The sequence below is a fragment of the Bordetella parapertussis genome, assembly GCF_020735925.1.
Lineage (GTDB): Bacteria > Pseudomonadota > Gammaproteobacteria > Burkholderiales > Burkholderiaceae_B > Bordetella > Bordetella pertussis.
Genome location: NZ_CP085971.1, coordinates 1,298,077 through 1,315,031 on the forward strand (window position 1 = coordinate 1,298,077; position 16,955 = coordinate 1,315,031).

The following is a 16,955-nucleotide window of genomic DNA, read 5'->3' on the forward strand; positions in this document are numbered from 1 at the left end:
GGGGCGTGGCGGGGACGGGCACCCTTGCCGCTGCGGGGACAGGCACCCGTGCATGCGGATGCACGCCGGGCAGGGGGATCAGCCGCTGGCGATGACGACCAGGGCGCGCGCCAGCTTGCGGCCTTCGGCGCTCAGGCTGTGCGGCAGGTAGCCGGGAAAGCGCACGCTGTCGTCGCGCTCGAGCAGCACCGTGTGCCCGCCGAAATGCACCCGGATGCGCCCGTCGAGCACGAAGATCAGTTCGTCGCCGCCGTGGTGGGCCTCGGTGTGCGCGCCGTGCGTGCCGACCTCGACCACCATGACCGACAGGCCGCTGTGCGAGCTGCCCAGGGTGATGGCTTCATAGATGTGTTCGCCCGGCCCGGGGGCGGTCGTCATGCGGTGCCGGTCGGCGGCGCGCACGATCTGGATCTCGGTCTGCGGATCGGCTTCGCCCAGCAGGGCCGACAGGCTGCTGCCCAGCGCGCCGGCCACGGTATGCAGGGTGCCGACCGAGGCTGACTTCTCGCCGCGCTCCAGGCGCGACAGAAAACCCTTGTCCAGCCCGCACTGCGCCGACAGCCAGGCCAGGGTGCGTTTCTGCCGCTTGCGCAAGGCCCGGATGCGCAGGCCGATCTGTTCGGGGCTGGGCGCGGGAATGGGCGGCGATTTGGCGGTCATGGGCGGTGGCGGGGAATGCGTCAGCACGCATGATGCCATTTTTGGGCGCGGCCCGCCGTCTTGCGGGTTTTCCCTCGTTGAGTGTTTGGGCAATTATTTGTATGTTGGGCAACAAGTTGCCTATAAGGCAATAACAAGGCAATAAATTGCTCTCGCTTGGCGAGGCGGAACCGAATGGAAAGCATGATGTCGTCTTCTTACACAGTGCAGGACAAGGATGTATTGCGCGCGCGCGTCGACCGCGAAATCGAGTCGCGCGTGAGCGAGCCGCAATGGACGCGCGCCCAGAAAATGGCGCTGGCCTGCCGCATGCTGGCCGAGCAGGGCCACTGGCATGGCGGGCTGGCCGGCCAGATCACGGCGCGCGGCGACGAGCCGGGCACGTACTGGACGCTGCCGTTCGGCGTGGGCGCCGACGAGGCGCGCGCCAGCGAACTGATCCTGATCGACGAGGACCTCAATCCGCTGGACGGCAAATCGCTGCCCAATCCCGCCAATCGCTTCCACATCTGGATTTACCGGCACCGGCCCAACGTGCAGTGCATCGTCCATACCCATCCGCCGGCCGTCTCGGCGCTGTCGATGGTGGGCGAGCCGCTGGTGGTGGCGCATATGGACGCCACGCCGTTCTACAACGATTGCGCCTATCTGCCGCAATGGCCGGGCCTGCCCATCGGCGACAACGAGGGCGAGGTGATTTCGGCCGCGCTGGGCGAGAAGCGCGCCATCCTGCTGGCCAACCATGGCCTGTTGACCGCCGGCAGTTCGATCGAGGAATCCGCCGTCATGGCGCTGTGGATGGAGCAGGCGGCGATGCTGCAATTGCGCGCGCGCGCCATCGGGCCGGTCAAGGCGGTGCCGGGCGAACTGGCGCAGGAATCGCACGACTTCCTGGTCAAGCCCAAGATCCAGTCGCTGACCTTCGCCTATTTCGCGCGGCGCGTGCTGCGGGCCGCGCCCGACTGCCTGGATTGACGCGCGCCGCCGCCAGTTTTTCAGCCATAGACCAAAGAAAGAGGGATCATCATCATGCAGCGACGTCGTTTTCTGACCGCCGCGGCCGCCGGCGCGGGTAGCGCAGTGCTGGCCGCGCCCGCGGTGGCGCAAGAGGCGCCCACCATACGCTGGCGCATGCCCAGCAGCTTTCCGCGCTCGCTCGACACGGTATGGGGCGCGGCCGAGGCCATTACCGCCCGCGTCAGCGAGCTGACCGACGGGAAGTTCGCCATCCGGGCCTTTCCGGCCGGCGAAATCGTGCCGCCCCTGCAGGTGCTGGACGCGGTCCAGAACGGCACCACCGAGTGCGGCCATACCGCCGGTTTCTACTACATGGGCAAGGAGCCCGCGCTGGTGTTCGATACCGGCGTGCCTTTCGGCCTGACGCCGCGCCAGCACAGCGCATGGGTGCTGCAAGGCGGCGGCCAGGCGCTGATCGACGAGCTGTACGCGGGCTTCAACGCCATCGCGATTCCCTGCGGCAACACGGGCGCGCAAATGGGCGGCTGGTTCCGCAAGCAGATGCGCACGCCGGACGATTTCAAGGGCCTGCGCATCCGTACGCCCGGCCTGCTGAGCATGGTGTACCAGAAGCTGGGCGCGATTCCGCAGCAGATCGCCGGCAGCGACATTTATCCCGCGCTCGAGAAGGGTTCGCTGGACGCCGTCGAATTCGTCGGTCCGTACGACGACGAGAAGCTGGGCTTCGCCAAGGTGGCGCAGTACTACTATGGCCCAGGCGTCATGGAGCTGGGCGCCAACCTGTGCCTGAACGTCAACCGCGAGAGCTGGCAGTCCTTGCCCCCGCGCTACCAGGTGGCGCTGCGGGCGGCCTGCGCCATGGCCGGCGAAGAGCTGCTGGCCAAGTACGACGCCTACAACATCCCGGCGCTCAAGCGCCTGGTGGGGCAGGGCGCCAAGCTGCAATCGTGGTCGCCCGAGATCATGGCGGCCATGCAGAAGGCCACGCGCGAGGTGCTGGAAGAGTACGCCGGCAAGAATCCGCGCTTTGCCAAGGTGCTGGAGTCGTGGCGCGCCTTCCGCGCCGACCAGCTGCTGTGGGCCAGCGTCAACGATGGCGTCGCCGAGCGCTACCTGCCGGCCACGCGCGAGAACGGCCTGTAGGCGGCCGCGCGCCGGGGGCCGTCAGCTGCCGCAGTCGGCCCAGCAGTTCGGCGTTTCGTACAGGCGCACCCGGGTCAGGCGCAGGTCCGCGCCATAGTGCCCGTGGTAGTGGGGCGCCAGCGTCGCGAAAATGATGCTGGCCAGGTTCTCGGCCGTGGGAATGCGGTCGAGCACCACCGTCTTGTGGTCCGGCAGCGTATCGAGAAAGCCGCGCACGGCATGGTCGCCCTCGTAGACCAGGAAGGCGTGGTCCCAGACGTCGACGATATGCGTCCTGGCGATGCGCTTGATCTCGGAAAAATCCATCAGCATGCCATTGTCGGAGGCGCCGGGCGCCTGCACGACGTCGCCGCTGAGCGTGACCTCCAGCACGTACCGGTGCCCGTGCAGGTTGCGGCACTGGCTGTTGTGGTCGGGGATGCGGTGGCCTGCGTCGAATTCGAGTCGGCGGGTGACGGAAATCATCGCGCATCTCCCGCGATGGGACGGACAGTCATGGAATACCTATGTATTTATGGGTTTGCAGGCTCAGGCGCCATTGCGGGTGGTCGAGGCAGTACTGCACGGCCTGGGCGGTGTGGGCCGCGCGCGCGGGGCCGTCCATGGGCTGCAGGAAGAAGTGCTCGAACGCCAGGTGGGCGAACGCCTCGGGGCGCGCGTCGGCCTGCGGAAACACCAGCTTGAGCTCGTGGCCGCGCTCGACGACCACCGGCGCCCGGCCCTTGGGGCTGACGCAGATCCAGTCGATGCCAGGCGGCGGCGGCAAGGTGCCGTTGGTTTCGATGGCCACCGTGAAACCCTGCGCGTGCACGGCCTGCAGCAGGGCTTCGTCCAGCTGCAGCAGCGGCTCGCCGCCGGTGAAGACGACGTAGCGGTCGGCGGGGTGCTCGCCCCAGCATGCCGCGATGGCGTCGGCCAGGCCGGCCGCGTCGGCGAATTTGCCGCCGCCCTGGCCATCGGTGCCGACGAAATCGGTATCGCAGAAGGTACAGGCGGCGCCGGCGCGGTCGCTTTCGCGCCCGGTCCAGAGATTGCAGCCCGCGAAGCGGCAGAAAACCGCGGCGCGGCCGGCCTGCGCGCCTTCGCCTTGCAGGGTCTTGAAGAGTTCTTTGACGGAGTAAGCCATGATGCTGGTCCGGCGTTGCCAGGGCCAGGAGAGGTGAATCGACCCACTATTTTAGGTTCATCGCGCATTGCCGGGGAAGGCGGCACGGATTTTGAGGAAGAAGTATTCCTGGTCGCGGTAGCCGTAAGCGCGCCGCTTGATGACCTTGATAGTGTTGTTGATGCCCTCGACAATGCTGGTGTTCAGGGGATGTCGGCATCTGGCCAGGATGCCGTGCAGATAGCCTTTCAAGCGCTGAGCGAAGGTGTTCAAGGCGGCTATTCCGCTTTGCTCGGCCTGCTCGTACCAGTGGTTCCAGGCTTGTCTTGCCCAGGCAGGTCTTTGGTAGAACCAGAGCCGTTTGAGTTCGTCACGCAGGACATAGACCGTCAGCAGCGGCTGGTTGGCTTGCAGCAATTCGTCGAGCCGGACGGCCTGCTGCCGATCCAGGTTGTCACGGTTGCGCAGCAGCAGCCAGCGACTCGATTTGATGATCCTGCGTGCGGGACGATCCTGGCGTAGTTGATTGGCCTGATCCACGCGCACCCGATCAATGACCTCTCGTCCATACTTGGCCACGACATGGAACAAGTCATAGACGATCTCCGCCTGTGGGCTGTGGGCCTGGATCTCCAACTCGTAGGCGGTGGTCATGTCGATGGCAACGGCCTTGATGCGTTGGGCGGCCCCAGGCGGCAATTGTTCGAAGAACGCCCGGGCCGTCTCGCGTGAGCGTCCTGGGCCAATCCACAGCACCTGCCTGCCGATCGGATCGACCACCACTGTCGCGTAGCGATGCCCTTTGTGCAGGGCAAACTCGTCCATCGCCAAATACTCGATCTTGGACCAATCCGGTTCGCGCACCGACGCACGCAGCCGAGCCTTGTCCAGCGTCTTGACGGTATGCCAACCCAGCTCGAAGAACCTCGCCACCGCCTGCACGTTGCTCGATTGCAGCAATTGGCTGCAGGCCTGCGCCAGCCGATCCGTCACCCGTTGATATCGCCCCAGCCAGGCAAGCCGCTCCAGGCGCGGGCCGCCGCATTGCTCACACCACAAGCGTCGGCGCGGCACGTGCAGAACGACCCGATACTCGAATAACGGCAGATCTCGCACCCGTCGAACCGTGGTCTCATGCACCTGGCGACACCGCGCGCCGCACTGCTCGCACAGCATCACCTTGGCCGTTGGCTTCAAATAGATCGACAGCGTGCGCCCTGGGTCTTCGGGCCATTCCACGCGTTCGACGCCATAGCCCTGCCAGCCTCCCAGCGACTCCAGCAACTTGCGATCCAGCATCTCCCTGCACTCCTGATGGCAAATACCTGCCGTCAAGAATACGAAAACTTGCCAAACCCCTCCACGCTATTGCGCGATGAACCTTTTTTTTTGCCTTGGACGGCGCGGCCGCAAACAGCCTCACCCACGCCGCGCTTTATGCCCTGAGGCGATGAGCAACCAAAAAATGAGTCGTTCCGTTCAGTAGGAGCGGCCGGCACACTTGCATCCATTCCGATGTTCTCGAAGGAAGCAGGTATGCCACGCAACACAGCAGGTATCCGTGGCGCCATCGTGGCGCTGGCGACGGTTTTCTCGCTCGGTCTGCCATGGGCCGTGCAGGCGTAGGACAAGCAGACGCTGCTCAATGTCTCCTACGACCCCACCCGCGAGCTGTACCGGGCGGTGGACGAGGCCTTCATCAAGGAATACCAGGCCCGCGCCGGCGTGGACCTGACGGTGCGCCAGTCGCACGGCGGTTCGGGCCGCCAGGCGCGTTCGGTGATCGATGGCCTGGATGCCGACGTGGTGACGCTGGCGCTGGCCTACGATATCGACGCCATCGCCGACCGCGGCCTGTTGCCGCAGGACTGGCAGAAACGCCTGCCGCGCAACAGCTCGCCCTATACCTCGACCATCGTGTTCCTGGTGCGCAAGGGCAATCCCAGGCAGATCCACGATTGGGACGACCTGGTCAAGGACGGCGTGCAGGTGATCACGCCCAATCCCAAGACCTCGGGCGGCGCGCGCTGGAATTACCTGGCGGCCTGGGCCTATGCGCTGGCGCGCAACGAGGGCAGCGAAGCCAAGGCGCGCGAATTCGTGGGCCAGTTGCTCAGCCATGTGCCGGTGCTGGATACGGGGGCGCGCGGCTCGACCACCACGTTCGTCGAGCGCGGCGTAGGCGACGTGCTGCTGGCCTGGGAAAACGAGGCCTTCCTGGCGCGCGAGGAGCTGGGGCCGGACAAATTCGACATCGTGGTGCCGTCGCTGTCCATCCTGGCCGAACCGCCTGTTGCGGTGGTGGACAAGGTGGTCGATCGCAAGGGTACCCGCGCCGCCGCGCAGGCCTATCTCGAGTACCTGTATACGCCGGCCGCCCAGGAAATCATCGCCCGCAATTTCTACCGGCCCACTGACGAGACCGTGGCGGCCAGATACGCCAGCCGGTTTCCCAAGCTGAAGCTGGTGACCATCGACGACCCGATCTTCGGCGGCTGGCGCAAGGCGCAGAAGGATCACTTCAGCGACGGCGGCACCTTCGACCAAGTCTATCAGCCGCAGCGGAAATAGCAGGATCCAGCCACCATGTCCCTGGCCATTCCTTCCGGATCCGCGCCGACGGCGGCGCGGCGCCAGCGCCCCGGCGTATTGCCGGGCTTCGGCATCTCGATGGGGTATGCCGTGCTGTACCTCAGCCTGCTGGTGCTGGTGCTGGTGCCGCTGGCGGCCCTGCCGATCAAGAGCCTGGAGCTCGGGTGGGCCGGCTTCTGGGATACGGTCACCGCGCCCAGGGTGGTGGCCTCGTATCGCCTGACGTTCGGGGCGTCGCTGCTGGCGGCGCTGGTCAACCTGGTGTTCGGCACCATCGTTGCCTGGGTGCTGGTGCGCTACCGCTTCCCTGGAAAGAAGCTCGTCGACGCCCTGGTGGACCTGCCGTTCGCGCTGCCCACCGCCGTGGCCGGCATCGCGCTGACCGCGCTCTATTCGGCCAACGGCTGGCTGGGCGCGCCGCTGCAGCGCTGGTTCGACCTGAAGGTGGCGTTCACCCCGCTGGGCATCGTGATGGCGCTGATCTTCATCGGCGTGCCATTCGTGGTGCGCACGGTGCAGCCGGTGCTGGAAGATGTCGAGCGCGAATTGGAGGAGGCCGCGGCCAGCCTGGGCGCGGGCCGCTGGCAGACCATCCGCCGCGTGCTGCTGCCCGCGCTGCTGCCGGCCTTGCTGACCGGCTTCGCGCTGGCCTTTGCGCGCGCCATCGGCGAGTACGGTTCGGTGGTGTTCATCGCCGGCAACATGCCCATGATTTCGGAGATCACCCCCTTGCTGATCATTTCCAAGCTGGAGCAGTACGACTACGCCGGCGCCGCGGCCATCGCCACCGTCATGCTGGCGCTGTCGTTCGCCTTGCTGCTGGTCATCAATCTGTTGCAGGGCTGGCAGGCGCGCCGTGGCGGGAGGCAGCCATGAGCCCGGCCGATCACCGGCCCGCCCACCTGACCGAGCCGCGCTGGGTGCGCGCGCTGCTGCTGGGCGCGGCGCTGGCGTTCCTGACGCTGTTCCTGCTGGTGCCGCTGGCCGCGGTGTTCACCGAGGCCCTGCGCAAGGGGTGGCAGCTGTACCTGGCCGCCATCGTCGAGCCCGATGCCTGGTCCGCCATCCGGCTGACCCTGCTGGTGGCCGCCATCGCGCTGCCGGTGAACCTGGTGTTCGGCGTGGCGGCGGCCTGGGCGGTCACCAAGTTCCAGTTTCGCGGCAAGCAGTTGCTGATCACCCTGATCGACCTGCCATTTTCGGTTTCGCCGGTGGTGGCCGGCATGGTGTTCGTGCTGCTGTTCGGGTCGCAAGGCTGGTTCGGCTCCTGGTTGCAGGACCATGACTGGAAGATCGTGTATGCGGTGCCCGGCGTGATCCTGGCGACGCTGTTCGTCACGTTCCCGTTCATCGCCCGCGAGCTGATCCCGCTGATGCAGGCGCAGGGCAGCGAGGAAGAGCAGGCCGCGCTGACGCTGGGCGCCAGCGGCTGGCAGATCTTCTGGCGCGTCACGCTGCCCAATATCAAGTGGGGCCTGCTGTATGGCGCCATCCTGTGCAATGCCCGCGCCATGGGCGAGTTCGGCGCGGTCTCGCTCGTGTCCGGGCAGGTCCGCGGCCTGACCAACACGATGACCTTGCACGTCGAGATTCTCTACAACGAGTACCAGTTCGCGGCGGCCTTCGCCGTGGCGTCGCTGCTGGCCCTGCTGGCGCTGGTGACGCTGGCGGCCAAGCAGGTCGTCGAATGGCGCAACCAGCGGTTGTCGCCGCGGCAGGCCGAGGCGCCCGTGCATGCGGGCGCGCTGGCGGTGCGGCCGGCGGCAGCCTGAGCGCCGTTTACCAGGAGACGATTCATGAGTATTGAAGTTCGCGGTCTGTCCAAGCGGTTCGGCGCATTCCGGGCGCTCGACGAGGTCTCGCTGCATATCGAGACGGGCGAACTGGTGGCCCTGCTCGGGCCGTCGGGCTGCGGCAAGACCACCCTGCTGCGCATCATCGCCGGGTTGGAGTCGGCCGATGCCGGCAGCGTGCTGTTCGCCGGTGAAGATGCCACCGAAGTGGACGTGCGGCAACGCCAGGTCGGCTTCGTGTTCCAGCATTACGCGTTGTTCAAGCACATGACGGTGTTCGAGAACGTGGCCTTCGGCCTGCGCGTGCGGCACCGTTCGCAGCGCCCCTCGGAGGCGCGGATCCGCGCCAAGGTGCTCGACCTGCTGGGGCTGGTGCAGCTGGACTGGCTGGCCGACCGCTATCCGGCCCAGCTCTCCGGCGGACAGCGCCAGCGGATTGCCCTGGCGCGCGCCCTGGCCGTCGAGCCGCGCGTGCTGCTGCTGGACGAACCGTTCGGCGCGCTGGACGCCAAGGTGCGCAAGGAGCTGCGCCGCTGGCTGCGCCGGCTGCACGACGAGCTGCACGTGGCCAGCGTCTTCGTCACCCACGACCAGGAGGAAGCCCTGGAAGTGGCCGACCGCGTTGTCCTGATGAACGCCGGACGCATCGAGCAAGTGGGCTCGCCGCGCGAGGTCTGGGAGCGGCCGGCCACGCCATTCGTGTACGGCTTCCTGGGCGACGTCAACCAGCTGCATGGCCATGCCACGCGCGGCGTGTGGCGCCTGGGCGAGGTGGCGCTGCCGGCGCCGGACCTGCCCGAGGCCGACAACCAGCGCGCCATCGCCTATGTGCGTCCGCACGATATCGACCTGGCCCGCGCGGGCACGGCCGCTCCCGGCATCCCGGTGCGCCTGAACCACGTGTACCTGGCCGGACCCAGCGCCTACCTCGAACTGGCGCGCCAGGACGACCAGGCCATCATCGAGGCGCAGGTGCCTGAACCCCTGTTCCGCAGCCTGGGCCTCAAGGAGGGCGAGGCGCTGCTGGCCCAGCCGCGCCGCGCGCGCGTTTTCGCGGTGCAGCCATGATGGCGGCCCGTCCCCTCGCCGCCATCGCCGGCCTGACGGCCGCCGCCGCCGCTCGCTGGCACGACCTGCAGTCGCGCCTGGCGATCATCGCGCGGCAGTATCCCGACGCGGCGCTGGCTTCCTCGCTGGCCGCCGAAGACATGGTGCTGACCCACGCCATCTATGCCGGCGGGCTGGACCTGGAGGTGTTCACCCTGGATACGGGCCGGCTGCATACCGAGACCCTCGGCGTGCTGGACGCGGTGGCCACGCGCTACGGGCGCGCCATCACGGTTTACCGGCCCGACGCCGCCGCGGTGCAGGCGCATGTGGACGCGCACGGCATGCACGCCTTCTATGAAAGCGTGGCGTTGCGCAAGGCCTGCTGCGAAATCCGCAAGGTCGAGCCCTTGCGCCGCGCGCTGGCCGGGCGCGGCGCCTGGATCACCGGGCAGCGCCGCGCGCAATCGGCCACTCGCGGCGAGCTGCCCGACGAGGAGCGCGACCCCGTGTTCGGCCTCTACAAGTTCAACCCGCTGGCGGCGTGGAACGAGGCCGATGTGTGGAGCGTCATTCGCGCGCTGGGCATCCCGTACAACCCGCTGCACGACCAGGGCTACCCGTCCATCGGCTGCGAACCCTGTACGCGCGCCGTCCGCCCGGGCGAGGACGTGCGGGCCGGCCGTTGGTGGTGGGAATCGTCGGACTCGAAGGAATGCGGCCTGCACGCCGGCAACCGGGTCATCCAGATCGCGGCCCGGCCTGCCTGAGGCCCGGATCGCTACAGACATCGATAACGCAGACAGAAAGGAAACGCCAATGAGCGCCGTCATGACCCGCAGCCATCTCGACTGGCTCGAATCCGAAGCGATATTCATCCTGCGCGAGGTCGCGGCCGAATGCGCCCGGCCCGCGCTGCTGTTTTCCGGCGGCAAGGACTCGGTCGTCCTGCTGCGGCTGGCCGAGAAGGCCTTTCGTCCGGGCAGGTTCCCGTTCCCCTTGCTGCACATCGACACCGGGCACAACTACGACGAGGTGATCGCCTTCCGCGACGCCCGCGCCGCAGAACTGGGCGAGACGCTGCTGGTGCGCAGCGTCGAGGATTCGATCGCCCGCGGCAGCGTGGCGTTGCGGCGCGAAACCGACTCGCGCAACGCCGCCCAGGCCGTGACCCTGCTGGAGGCGATCGAGGAGCTGGGGCTGGATGCCTGCATCGGCGGAGCCCGGCGCGACGAGGAAAAGGCGCGCGCCAAGGAACGCATCTTTTCCTTCCGCGACGAGTTCGGCCAATGGGACCCCAAGGCCCAGCGCCCGGAACTCTGGAACCTGTTCAACACCCGCGTGCACCGGGGCGAGAACATGCGGGTGTTCCCGATTTCCAACTGGACCGAACTGGATGTGTGGCAGTACATCCAGCGCGAGCGCCTGGCGCTGCCGTCGATCTACTACAGCCATGCCCGCGAGGTGGTGCGGCGCAAGGGGCTGCTGGTGCCGGTCACGCGCCTGACGCCGCCGGCGGAGGGCGAAACCGTCGAGCGGCTGGCCGTGCGGTTTCGCACCGTGGGCGATATCTCGTGCACCTGCCCGGTGGCCTCCGATGCGGCCGATCCGGCTGCCATCATCGCCGAGACCGCGGTCACCGACATCACCGAGCGCGGCGCCACCCGGATGGACGACCAGACCTCCGAGGCGTCGATGGAACGCCGCAAACGCGAAGGCTACTTCTGAGCCGGCCCGCACCTGAACACCGGCGCGCCTGGCGCGCCCACTGGGGACATGCATGAACGCTTTGAACGATTCTTTCCTGGCCGGCGCCGACAACGGCGTGCTGCGGCTGATCACCGCCGGTTCGGTCGACGACGGCAAGTCGACGCTGATCGGCCGACTGCTGTACGACAGCAAGGGCGTCTTCGCCGACCAGCTCGACGCCATCTCGCGCGCCAAGCACAAGCGCGTGGCCGGCGACGGCATCGACTTCTCGTTGCTGACCGACGGCCTGGAGGCCGAGCGCGAGCAGGGCATCACCATCGATGTGGCCTACCGCTATTTTTCGACGCCCTTGCGCAAGTTCATCATCGCCGACGCGCCGGGCCACGAGCAGTACACGCGCAACATGGTGACCGGGGCGTCCACCGCCGATGCCGCCATCATCCTGGTCGACGCGACGCGGGCGGCCGACGGGCGGCTGCTGGCCCAGACCAAGCGCCACAGCGCCATCGCGCGCCTGCTGGGCATCAAGCACATCGTGGTCGCCGTCAACAAGATGGATCTGGTCGATTGGGACCGGGCCGTGTTCGAGCGCATCGGCGCAGCCTATGGCGAGCTGGCGCGCCGGCTGGCGCTGCCGGCGTTTCACATCCTGCCGTTGTCGGCGCTGCACGGCGACAATGTCGTCAACCTGTCGCCGCACTCGCCCTGGTACGAAGGGCAGCCCTTGCTGACGCTGCTCGAAGGGCTGGACCTGGCGGGAGACGGCCGCGATCTGCCATTGCGCGTACCGGTGCAATGGGTGGCGCGCCACGGCGGCGAACGGGCCGACGATTTTCGCGGCTACGCCGGCCGCGTGGCCAGCGGCGTGCTGCGTCCGGGCGACGAGGTCGTGGTGCAGCCGTCCGGGGTGCGCGCGCGCGTGCAGCGGGTGCTGGCCTTCGACGGCGAACTGCAGGAGGCGGTCAGTGGCGACTCGGTCACGTTGATCCTGGATCGCGATGTCGATGTCTCGCGCGGCGATGTGCTGGTGCATGCGCAGGCGCCGGCGCGCGTGGGCCGCGAGTTCGACGCGCAGCTGTGCTGGCTGGATGCGCAGCCGCTCAATCCCGCGCGCCGCTATCTGCTCAAGCATGGCACGCGGCTGACTTCGGCGAAGATCAGCGCGGTGCACACGCGGCGCGACATCCATGAGCTGCAGGAGGTGCCCAATGCCGATGGCGCCTTGCACATGAACGACATCGGCCGCGTGTCGCTGCTGACGCGCGAGGCCTTGGCGACCGATCCGTACGCCGCGATCGCGGCCACCGGCGCGTTCATCCTGATCGACGAGGCCACGCACCAGACGGCTGCCGCGGGCATGCTCGAATAGGCGGCCGCCAGACTCCCCGCCAGGCTGTTGTTTTTAATCCAAACCCTTGCTGGGCGCGGTTCTCCGGGCGATTTCCAAAGGATGAAATGATTTCCCCGGACGGCGTCGCCGTCTTGGGGTAAATTCGATGCATGGCTCGCAAGGGCTGCGGGGCTTGTCAAAAGTGCTGTGTTTTTGTGCAGTAGATTCATGGCAAGCACCGAACATTCTTTTTCCGCCGGTTTTGGGTCCCCGGCTGCCGCCCCCGCCGCCTTGCGCGGTCGGGGTGCGGTTACTAATGTTTCGCATCGCTTCCAGCAAGCCGACCGGGTCCGCGTCGACGACGGCTGGGCCAATCCCGACTACACCGCAGGTTCCGACGCAGCCGCGCTTCCTCCTGTCGCCGACGCGCTCGGGCAGGGCGGGCGGCGGGCCATCCCCATCGCCGTCGAGGGCGCGGATGCGTCACCGAATACTTGCGCCCAGGCGCCGGCCCCGCGCACCATCGTGCAGGCCGAAGAAGCCCGCAAGATGCTCTCGCGCAACGACTCCCCCGACATCCCGTTCGACGTGGCGGCCAACCCCTATCGGGGCTGCGAGCACGGCTGCGTGTACTGCTACGCGCGGCCCACGCATGCCTACCTGGGCTATTCGCCGGGGCTTGACTTCGAAACCCGGCTGGTGGCCAAGGCCAACGCGGTCGCCGCGCTGCGCGCCGAGCTGGCCCGTCCGGGCTACCGCGCATCGCCCATCAACATCGGTTCGGCCACCGACGCCTACCAGCCCATCGAGCGTACCTGGCGCCTGACGCGCGGCATGCTCGAACTGCTGCTGCAAACCCGCCACCCGCTTACCGTCGTTACCAAGAACGCCCTGGTCGAGTGCGATCTCGACCTGCTGCAGGACCTGGCGCGCCAGAAGCTGGTCACGGTATTCGTCAGCATCACCACGCTGGATGCCGCCATGGCCCGCACGCTGGAACCGCGCGCCTCGGCGCCGTACCGCCGGCTGCAAACGGTGCGCACTCTGGCGCAGGCCGGCGTGCCGGTGGGTGTGCTGGTGGCGCCTGTCATCCCGTTCATCAACGACGAATCCCTCGAGCACGTCCTGCAGGAGGCCAGCGCGGCTGGCGCCTGCTACGCCAGCTACACCGTGCTGCGCCTGCCCTGGGAAGTGAAAGAGGTTTTCGAAACCTGGCTGCAGGCGCATTTTCCGGATCGCGCCCAGCGTGTGCTGCACCGTATCGAAGATCTGCGCAACGGCCGGCGCAACGATACGGCCTTTGGTTCGCGCATGCGCGGTACCGGCATCTGGGCCGATTTGCTGCGCCAGCGTTTTGCGTTGGCCACGCGCAAGCTGGGCCTGAACCGCCACCGTCCCGAACTCGACACGCATCGTTTCGTCCCGCCGCTCGAGTCCGGCTTGCCGCCGGCCCGCGGCCGGCGCGAGGCGCGTGCCCAGCCGGGGCAGCTGGCCTTGTTTTAGCGGCGCGTCGCCGCAGGCGCCTGGCGCCGCCGCGACGTTGCCAGTGGTAGGGGGCCGCGCCCGTCGCGGCAGTGGTTTGACATGCATTCGCGGCGTGGTCCGCGAAGAGCCGGGGCCTCGGGGCCCGCCGGCTTCAACACCAGGAGAGTCGACATGACTATCGCTACGACGCTTGACGCTGCAACATCCTTGCCGACGGCCGTGCCCGGCCGCACTTTGGGCGCGCTGCGCCGCCTGGCGCGCGCATGGGCCGGCGCGGCGGTACCGCAGCGCAAATGGCCGTTTCCGCCGACGCCGCCGGGCCAGGCGCAGCCTTGCACGCCCTGCGCAGACAGCCAGCTCCGGTCCGCCCAGGCCGTCCAGCCTGCGCAGGCCCAGGCGCTTCACGCACAGGCCGAACTCAGCGGCGCGGCCACGCAAGCCGCCGCGCAAGTATTGAGCACCAAGGCCAAGATCATCGACGTGCTGCTGGTGGCGGTCTGGGGCGCCATGATTCCGGCGCTGATGTGGCTGGGCGCGGCTGGCGGGTTCTGAGCCGGGGTCAGCTCGACCCCAGCAGCACCACGCCGGCCAGGATGGCCAGGCAGCCAGCCAGTCGGCCTATGCCTACTTTTTCCCGTAGCAGGAACATTCCCGCCAGTGTGCCCAGCATCATCGACATTTCGCGGGCCGGGGCAACCAGGCTGAGCGGCGCGCCATTGCGCAGCGCGTACAGCACCAGGATGTAGCCCAGAGGCGACAGGACGCCCACCGCAATGGCAAGGTGCCATGGCCGGCCAATATTGGGCGCGCCGGCGCAGCACGTGAGGCGTCATCATCAGGGTGCGGGTGGCACAGGTGAACCAGTCGAACAGCACCGGCATGATCAGCAGCATCTTGACGCCATAGGCGTCCACCACGGTGTAGGCGGCGATGAACAGGCCGATGACCACCCCCCAGCGCACGCCAATCCAGGCCTGCGCCTGCCGGAACATGCCCAGTCGGCCTTGCGTGGCAATTAGCAGTACGCCGCCGACCACGCACAGCATGCCGGCAATACCGGTGGTGGTGGCCGGCTCGCTCAGCAGCGTGAAGGCGCCCATGGTCGAGAGCAGCGGGCCCGTACCGCGCGCGATCGGGTATACGACAGACAGATCGGCGACCTGGTAGCCGCGTTGCAGGCACAGGCTGTAGCCTAGATGCAACATACTGGACGCCAGGATGCACAGCACCACCGGCCAGCTCCAGACCATTCCGTCGTGCGCCAGCACCCAGATCACCCAGGGGGCATACAGTATGGTTGCCGCCAGGCCATAGGCAAAGACGAACATGGGGCCGACCATCGCGGCGCGCTTGGCAAGCAGATTCCAGGCCGCATGGGCCATGGCAGCCAGTACCGCCAAAATAAGGGACGTGTACGACATTGCGTTGGGATGTGTCCGCGAAGGCGGGGCCGGGTCCTGGTGTATACAGGCTGGCCGTGCCGCTAGAGTAACGTAAATAGGGCCGGAGGGTGGCAGCCCGCAGCCCTGTCCATGCTTTTGATGTAGAATGCTGGGTTTGCCAAACCTCATCCTCTGCTTGCGGAAACCCAATAGCCGTTGCCTGGCTGCGGCATCCGGCGGTAGCCATACCGACGGAGCGGCAGGCGCCACTTGTGGCGCATGACAGGCGACGGACAAGAAATCCTGGCAAATACTGTCCGCAAGGCAAGATGATCAAGGAGTTCTCGTGAACCTCATCGCTATCCTGGAACAGGAGGAAATTGCACGCCTTACCGGCGGCAATGCCGTAACCGAATTTGCTCCCGGCGACACCGTCGTGGTCAGCGTCAACGTTGTCGAAGGCACCCGCAAGCGCGTTCAGGCTTTCGAAGGCGTGGTCATCGCCAAGCGCAACCGCGGCCTGAACTCGTCGTTCATCGTGCGCAAGATCTCGTCGGGCGAAGCCGTGGAACGTACGTTCCAGCTGTACTCGCCGCAGATCGCCGGCATCGAAGTCAAGCGCCGCGGCGACGTGCGCCGCGCCAAGCTGTACTACCTGCGCAGCCGCTCGGGCAAGTCCGCACGCATCAAGGAAAAGCTGGTTCTCAAGAAAGCCAAGTCGGCTTGATCGAGACCGGGGCCGTGTCCGGCATGCAAACGTCGACGCGTTTGTGCCTGGCACGGCTTTCCGCGATAAAAGGGCACCCGCAAGGGTGCCCTTTTATCGTGAAAAAGTATCTGAAAGAATGCCTTTTCAGAGTGAAAGGGCACCCGCAAGGGTGCCCTTTTATCGTGAAAAGATATCTGGAGAAGCGTCTTTTTCGCCTGAAAGGGCACCCTTGCGGGTGCCTTTTTGCATGGCGGGGTTACTCTTGCAGCTGCCTTGTTTCTTTTTCGTTGCCGCATGTCTGACTCTGCTCCTTCTCGTCCACGCCGCACGCCAGTGCGTCCGCTCTTCGATCCCATGGCGCAGCCTTGGGAAACCGCCAATCAGGGGCTGGCCCGCGTGGACGAACGCCTGCTGACGCCGCCCGAGCTGCGCTCCAGCCTGCGCCCGGCCGATCACTGGCGGCTCGATCCCTTGTGCGCGGCGGAGCCGCGCGCGCCCGGCCGGGAAGGCAGTCTGGTGGCCGCGGCGGTATTGATCCCCCTGGTCATGCGGGCCGATGGCGTGCGCGTCATGCTGACCCAGCGCGCCGCGCACCTGCACGACCACGCCGGCCAGGTCAGCTTCCCGGGCGGGCGTATCGAAGTCAGCGATGCCACGCCGGTGGCCGCCGCGTTGCGCGAGGCCCAGGAGGAAACCGGCCTGCCGGTGCAGCAAGTGGAAGTGCTGGGCAGCATGCCCCAGTATTTCACCGCCACGGGCTTTGCCATCACGCCGGTGGTCTCGCTGGTGCAGCCCGATTTCGAGCTGGCGCCCGATGCGTTCGAAGTGGCCGAGGTGTTCGAGGTGCCGCTGTCGTTTCTCATGGACCCGGCCAATCATCGGCTGTACCGCGCCGCGCTGCCCGATGGCTATGTGCGCCAATACTATGCGATGCCATGGCAGCGCTATTTCATCTGGGGCGCCACCGCGGGCATGCTGCGCAATCTGTATCAGACGGTGCGCGAGGCGCTGCCGGGTTGAC

At 67.1% G+C, this 16,955-nt stretch carries 16 protein-coding genes and 2 pseudogenes; 13 read left to right on the plus strand and 5 right to left on the minus strand.

Features of this window, described 5'->3' with window-relative positions; all coding sequences use genetic code 11:
* Positions 1-78: 78 nt before the first annotated feature.
* Positions 79-699 carry a helix-turn-helix domain-containing protein gene (locus tag LK409_RS06180; RefSeq protein ID WP_003816586.1) on the minus strand — a complete coding sequence of 207 codons (621 nt, stop codon included), beginning with the start codon at positions 697-699 and terminating at the stop codon, positions 79-81.
* A 135-nt stretch (positions 700-834) separates the two neighbouring features.
* Between LK409_RS06180 and LK409_RS06185 the strand changes: the two genes are divergently transcribed.
* Together LK409_RS06185 and LK409_RS06190 are read left to right on the plus strand one after the other, a co-directional pair.
* Positions 835-1,635, plus strand: coding sequence for an aldolase (locus LK409_RS06185; protein ID WP_076879805.1), 801 nt, complete (start codon positions 835-837; stop codon positions 1,633-1,635).
* A gap of 54 nt (positions 1,636-1,689) precedes the next feature.
* Positions 1,690-2,781 (plus strand): TRAP transporter substrate-binding protein, encoded by a 1,092-nt coding sequence (locus LK409_RS06190; RefSeq protein WP_010928133.1) that lies wholly within the window; start codon positions 1,690-1,692, stop codon positions 2,779-2,781.
* 21 nt (positions 2,782-2,802) lie between these two features.
* Here LK409_RS06190 and queD read toward each other — a convergent pair whose 3' ends face one another.
* From queD to LK409_RS06205, 3 genes are read right to left on the minus strand one after another with little or no spacing between them, the layout of a single operon-like run.
* Entirely contained in the window at positions 2,803-3,246 is a 444-nt protein-coding gene (gene queD, locus LK409_RS06195) for a 6-carboxytetrahydropterin synthase QueD (protein WP_003810899.1), read from the minus strand.
* A 28-nt stretch (positions 3,247-3,274) separates the two neighbouring features.
* A complete protein-coding gene (gene queE / locus LK409_RS06200; protein ID WP_003810901.1) occupies positions 3,275-3,907 on the minus strand; it encodes a 7-carboxy-7-deazaguanine synthase in 633 nt (210 codons plus the stop codon).
* Between the two features lie 57 nt (positions 3,908-3,964).
* On the minus strand, positions 3,965-5,185 hold the full coding sequence (locus LK409_RS06205) for an ISL3-like element IS1001 family transposase (protein WP_010927279.1): 1,221 nt from the start codon (positions 5,183-5,185) through the stop codon (positions 3,965-3,967).
* A 237-nt stretch (positions 5,186-5,422) separates the two neighbouring features.
* Between LK409_RS06205 and LK409_RS06210 the strand changes: the two are divergent.
* The 9 genes and pseudogenes from LK409_RS06210 (at position 5,423) to LK409_RS06250 (ending at position 14,395) form a co-directional block, all read left to right on the plus strand.
* Positions 5,423-6,457: pseudogene (locus LK409_RS06210) on the plus strand (sulfate ABC transporter substrate-binding protein).
* A 15-nt stretch (positions 6,458-6,472) separates the two neighbouring features.
* Positions 6,473-7,354 (plus strand): sulfate ABC transporter permease subunit CysT, encoded by an 882-nt coding sequence (gene cysT / locus LK409_RS06215; protein WP_010928135.1) that lies wholly within the window; start codon positions 6,473-6,475, stop codon positions 7,352-7,354.
* Positions 7,351-8,250 (plus strand): sulfate ABC transporter permease subunit CysW, encoded by a 900-nt coding sequence (gene cysW / locus LK409_RS06220; RefSeq protein ID WP_010928136.1) that lies wholly within the window; start codon positions 7,351-7,353, stop codon positions 8,248-8,250. The genes cysT and cysW overlap by 4 nt, the downstream gene beginning before the upstream one ends.
* A gap of 24 nt (positions 8,251-8,274) precedes the next feature.
* Positions 8,275-9,339, plus strand: a complete 1,065-nt coding sequence (locus tag LK409_RS06225) for a sulfate/molybdate ABC transporter ATP-binding protein (RefSeq protein ID WP_003821532.1) — start codon at positions 8,275-8,277, stop codon at positions 9,337-9,339.
* Entirely contained in the window at positions 9,336-10,088 is a 753-nt protein-coding gene (locus tag LK409_RS06230) for a phosphoadenylyl-sulfate reductase (protein ID WP_004565842.1), read from the plus strand. Before LK409_RS06225 ends, LK409_RS06230 begins: the two co-directional genes overlap by 4 nt.
* 49 nt (positions 10,089-10,137) lie before the next feature.
* A complete protein-coding gene (gene cysD, locus LK409_RS06235) occupies positions 10,138-11,046 on the plus strand; it encodes a sulfate adenylyltransferase subunit CysD (protein ID WP_003813323.1) in 909 nt (302 codons plus the stop codon).
* 52 nt (positions 11,047-11,098) lie between these two features.
* Positions 11,099-12,397, plus strand: coding sequence for a sulfate adenylyltransferase subunit 1 (locus LK409_RS06240; protein WP_010928137.1), 1,299 nt, complete (start codon positions 11,099-11,101; stop codon positions 12,395-12,397).
* 189 nt (positions 12,398-12,586) lie between these two features.
* On the plus strand, positions 12,587-13,861 hold the full coding sequence (locus LK409_RS06245; protein ID WP_041937161.1) for a PA0069 family radical SAM protein: 1,275 nt from the start codon (positions 12,587-12,589) through the stop codon (positions 13,859-13,861).
* Positions 13,862-14,014: 153 nt separating this feature from the next.
* Positions 14,015-14,395 (plus strand): hypothetical protein, encoded by a 381-nt coding sequence (locus LK409_RS06250; RefSeq protein ID WP_010928139.1) that lies wholly within the window; start codon positions 14,015-14,017, stop codon positions 14,393-14,395.
* Positions 14,396-14,402: 7 nt separating this feature from the next.
* Here LK409_RS06250 and LK409_RS06255 read toward each other — a convergent pair.
* Positions 14,403-15,264 (minus strand): annotated as a pseudogene (locus LK409_RS06255) (EamA family transporter).
* A 307-nt stretch (positions 15,265-15,571) separates the two neighbouring features.
* Between LK409_RS06255 and rplS the strand changes: the two are divergent.
* Positions 15,572-15,952, plus strand: coding sequence for a 50S ribosomal protein L19 (gene rplS / locus LK409_RS06260; RefSeq protein ID WP_003813315.1), 381 nt, complete (start codon positions 15,572-15,574; stop codon positions 15,950-15,952).
* Positions 15,953-16,228: 276 nt separating this feature from the next.
* Positions 16,229-16,954, plus strand: coding sequence for a CoA pyrophosphatase (locus tag LK409_RS06265; protein ID WP_003813314.1), 726 nt, complete (start codon positions 16,229-16,231; stop codon positions 16,952-16,954).
* The last annotated feature ends 1 nt before the right edge of the window (position 16,955 follow it).